The following is a 3,244-nucleotide window of genomic DNA, read 5'->3' on the forward strand; positions in this document are numbered from 1 at the left end:
GTCCTGCTCGATGGCCTGAACGCCGCCCCAGGCCCGGCGCAGGACGCCCTGCGCGGGGAACTGGCGGTGACATTCCGGCATTTGCTGATGGTGAGTGCGGCGGTGTCATTGCTGGGGCTGGCGGCGGCGATTGCGATGCCTAATCGCGTGCTGCGCGGTCGGGAAGACAGCGCCGAGTAGCTGGCCTGATCAAGCGCCCATGCTTGATCGCCTGCCACTGTGGATCAGGGGCTGTAGTACCCGACCGCCACCATGAAATGCCCGGTTTTGCGCAAAAACGCATGCTTGTGCTCGACCTTGCCGGTTACCGGGTTTTTCCAGCGGTACTTGTACTCACCCTGGTCCTGCTCCGCCATCAGCTTGAGGATCGGTTCGCCCACCGGCTTGCCGTCCGGGTCCTTGATCTTGCTGAAGTCGGTGTTGATCAGTCGCAGGTTGGTGCCATGGGCGACATAGCGCTGGGTATCGAGGTCCACCACAAACACGTAGAGATCGTCCTGCAGGAAACCGCCCTGCAATGAGTTGATCGCCTTCAGCGTGCCGGTTTGATCCTTGACCAGCGCCTTGACGGCCTGGTCGCGCAGCGCCCGCGCCTGTTCCGGCGTGGCCCGTGGCAGGTAATAGCCCACCGCCAGGATGCGCTCGCCCACGCGCTGATAAAACACATGCTTGTGCTCGGTCTTGCCGTCGTTCCAGTTCTGCCAGCGGTAGTCGGCCTGCTGGATGCCCTGGCCTTCCGGCACCTTGAGCGCGTTCTTGAACGACTGGCGCAAATCCGGCCCCAGCACTTCGGAAATATCGCGGCCGATCAACGCGGAGGAGGGCCCGCCGCTGGCCAGCAACACGCCCTGGGTGTCGACCACGAACACATAGCGGTCATGGTCGACAAACTCGCCCTGGCGGCTGAAGGCGGCGAAGGCCTTGTCGCCATTGCTCTGGTAGTAGGCCAAGGCTTTCTCCAGCAGGGCCTTGGCCGCCTGGGCGTCCTCCTCCGGCAAGGTGGCGGCGTGTACCTGGCTGAAACCCAACAGCAGCAGCCAGGTGAATCGGAGCAGTCCCTTCATTATCCGTGCCTCGTTCTTATAGGTGTGAGCACAGCGTAGACGGCTGGAGCTCAGGGCGCTGCCAGCCATTGATTGACGATGCCGTCGTACACCCCGGTGGCCACGTTCAGGTGCAACCACTGGTCGACATAGCTTTTCCAGGCCACATCGTCGCGCGGCAGCAGGAAGGCTTTTTCGCTGTATTGCATCTGCCGCTGCGGGTTGACCGCGCACAGCCCCGGCTTGAGTTTCTGCTGGAAGCGCGCCTCGCTGGCGTCGGTGATCATCACATCGGCCTTGCCCGCCAGCAGTTCGTCGAAGATGCTCACGTTGTCGTGCAGGCGTATCTGCGCCTGGCCCAGGTGTGCCCGGGCGAACACTTCGTTGGTGCCGCCCGCCGGCTCGATCACCCGCACCTGCGGCTGGTTGATCTGCTCGACGGTCTGGTAGCGTTGCACATCGGCGCAGCGCACCAGCGGGATCTTGCCGTCGACCCCGAGGGACTGGCTGAAGAAGGCTTTTTTCTGGCGTTCCAACGACACCGAAATACCGCCCACGGCGATGTCGCAGCGTTGCGCGAGGAAGTCCGGCATCAGGGTTTTCCAGGTGGTCGGCACCCAGGCGATCTTTGCATTGAGGCTCTTGGCCAGGGACTCGGCCATGGCGATATCGATGCCCTCGTAGCGGCCATCGGCACGCAGGGAGGTGTAAGGCTTGTAGTCGCCGGTGGTGCAGACGGTGAGCGTGCCGCTGTCGAGCACGGTGTCCAGGCGCGAGGGGGCAGTGTCCGCCAGGGCGGGCGTCGCCAGGCTCGCCAATACACACAGGGCTAAGGGAGCTTTCATGCGGTCGAGTCCTTGGGCATGATCGGGCGGCCATTATTTCCAGCAAGATGGCAGGGTGGCAAGGACGGCGAATGTTTAGCCAACGTGTAACCAAACTCCGGCAACCCTGAATTGACCCACCTGACCCAGCATGTGACGCTGCCGGGCAACTCCACCACTGTGATTCGCCCATGGACGGTTGCCCCGACACTTACCCCGAGACACTGCCTGGCGTCGTCGCGCCGAGCGGTGCGGCGGATGTCGAGGCGTTACCCTCTGCGCTGGCTTTCTGGGCCCTGTTCCACTGTCGACATGCGCGCCCACCAGATACCTCTCTCCTACGTTGATCTATCCGATGGATGACGCGCACCTGCGCGCATCCGCCCGGCGGCGCCTGTGTGCCTGCCTGACGCAAACGTATGAGAATTGCCATGAGTGTTTTTGCCAGCCTGCACGAAGCCCACTCCTTCCTTGAGCAGAACCCGGACATCGAGATGTTCGAGCTGTTTATCCTCGACAACAATGGCGTGCCGCGCGGCAAGTTGCTGCATCGCGACGAACTGCTGGCGGTGTATGAAAGTGGCCGCCCGCTGCCCAGCACGATCCTTGGCCTGACGATCCACGGCGATGACGTGGAAAACTCCGGGCTGGTGTGGGAGGTGGGCGATATCGACTGCCGTGCCTACCCGATCAGCGGCAGTTTGCAGCGCATGCCGTGGCGGCTGATTCCGACGGCAGCGGTGCAAGTCAGCATGCACCCCACCGAAGGCTTGCCCGCCACCGTGGCCGACCCCCGGCATGTGCTGGCCAAAGTGATCGAGGGGCTCAAGGCCGACGGTTACTACCCGGTGATGGCGGCGGAACTGGAGTTCTACCTGCTCGACCAGAAACCCGACAGCAACGGCCGCCCGCAACCGGCACGCGACATGGACGGCGGCCGCCCGCGTGCGACCCAGGTCTATGGCCTGCGCGAACTGGAGCAGATCGAGCCGTTTCTCGCCGACCTTTACAGCGCCTGCAAACTGCAAGGCATTCCGGCCCGCACGGCGATTTCCGAATACGCCCCGGGCCAGGTCGAAATCACCTTGGAACACCGCGCCGACGCGCTGCAAGCGATGGATGAAGCGGTGCGCTACAAGCGCCTGGTCAAAGGCGTGGCGCACAAACACGGGATGACGGCGTGCTTCATGGCCAAACCGTTCGACGACCTGGCCGGCACCGGCATGCACATGCACGTCAGCCTCGCGGATGCCGAGGGCAATAACCTGTTCGCCAGCGAGGCCGCCGACGGCACGCCGCTGCTGCGCCAGGCGGTGGGCGGCATGCTCAGCACCTTGCTCGATTCGCTGCTGATGTTCTGCCCCAACGCCAACTATT

3 protein-coding genes and 1 pseudogene are annotated in these 3,244 nt (G+C 63.6%); 2 read left to right on the forward strand and 2 right to left on the reverse strand.

The window, feature by feature from the left end; translation table 11 throughout:
• A pseudogene (locus L9Z73_RS28090) lies at positions 1 to 180 on the forward strand (MFS transporter); the annotation flags it as partial.
• 44 nt (positions 181 to 224) lie between these two features.
• On the opposite strand, the gene L9Z73_RS28095 reads toward L9Z73_RS28090, so the two are convergent.
• Both L9Z73_RS28095 and L9Z73_RS28100 read right to left on the reverse strand, forming a co-directional pair.
• Positions 225 to 1,064 (reverse strand): cache domain-containing protein, encoded by an 840-nt coding sequence (locus L9Z73_RS28095; RefSeq protein WP_247408003.1) that lies wholly within the window; start codon positions 1,062 to 1,064, stop codon positions 225 to 227.
• A 50-nt stretch (positions 1,065 to 1,114) separates the two neighbouring features.
• Complete coding sequence (locus tag L9Z73_RS28100) at positions 1,115 to 1,888, reverse strand: transporter substrate-binding domain-containing protein (RefSeq protein ID WP_247408005.1); 774 nt, start codon at positions 1,886 to 1,888, stop codon at positions 1,115 to 1,117.
• 410 nt (positions 1,889 to 2,298) lie between these two features.
• On the opposite strand from L9Z73_RS28100, the gene L9Z73_RS28105 reads away from it, so the two are divergent.
• Positions 2,299 to 3,244, forward strand: a 946-nt coding sequence (locus L9Z73_RS28105; RefSeq protein WP_247408006.1) for a glutamine synthetase family protein, incomplete at its 3' end; no start/stop codon positions are given.

It is taken from the genome of Pseudomonas emilianonis, assembly GCF_023072625.1.
GTDB lineage: Bacteria > Pseudomonadota > Gammaproteobacteria > Pseudomonadales > Pseudomonadaceae > Aquipseudomonas > Aquipseudomonas paraveronii.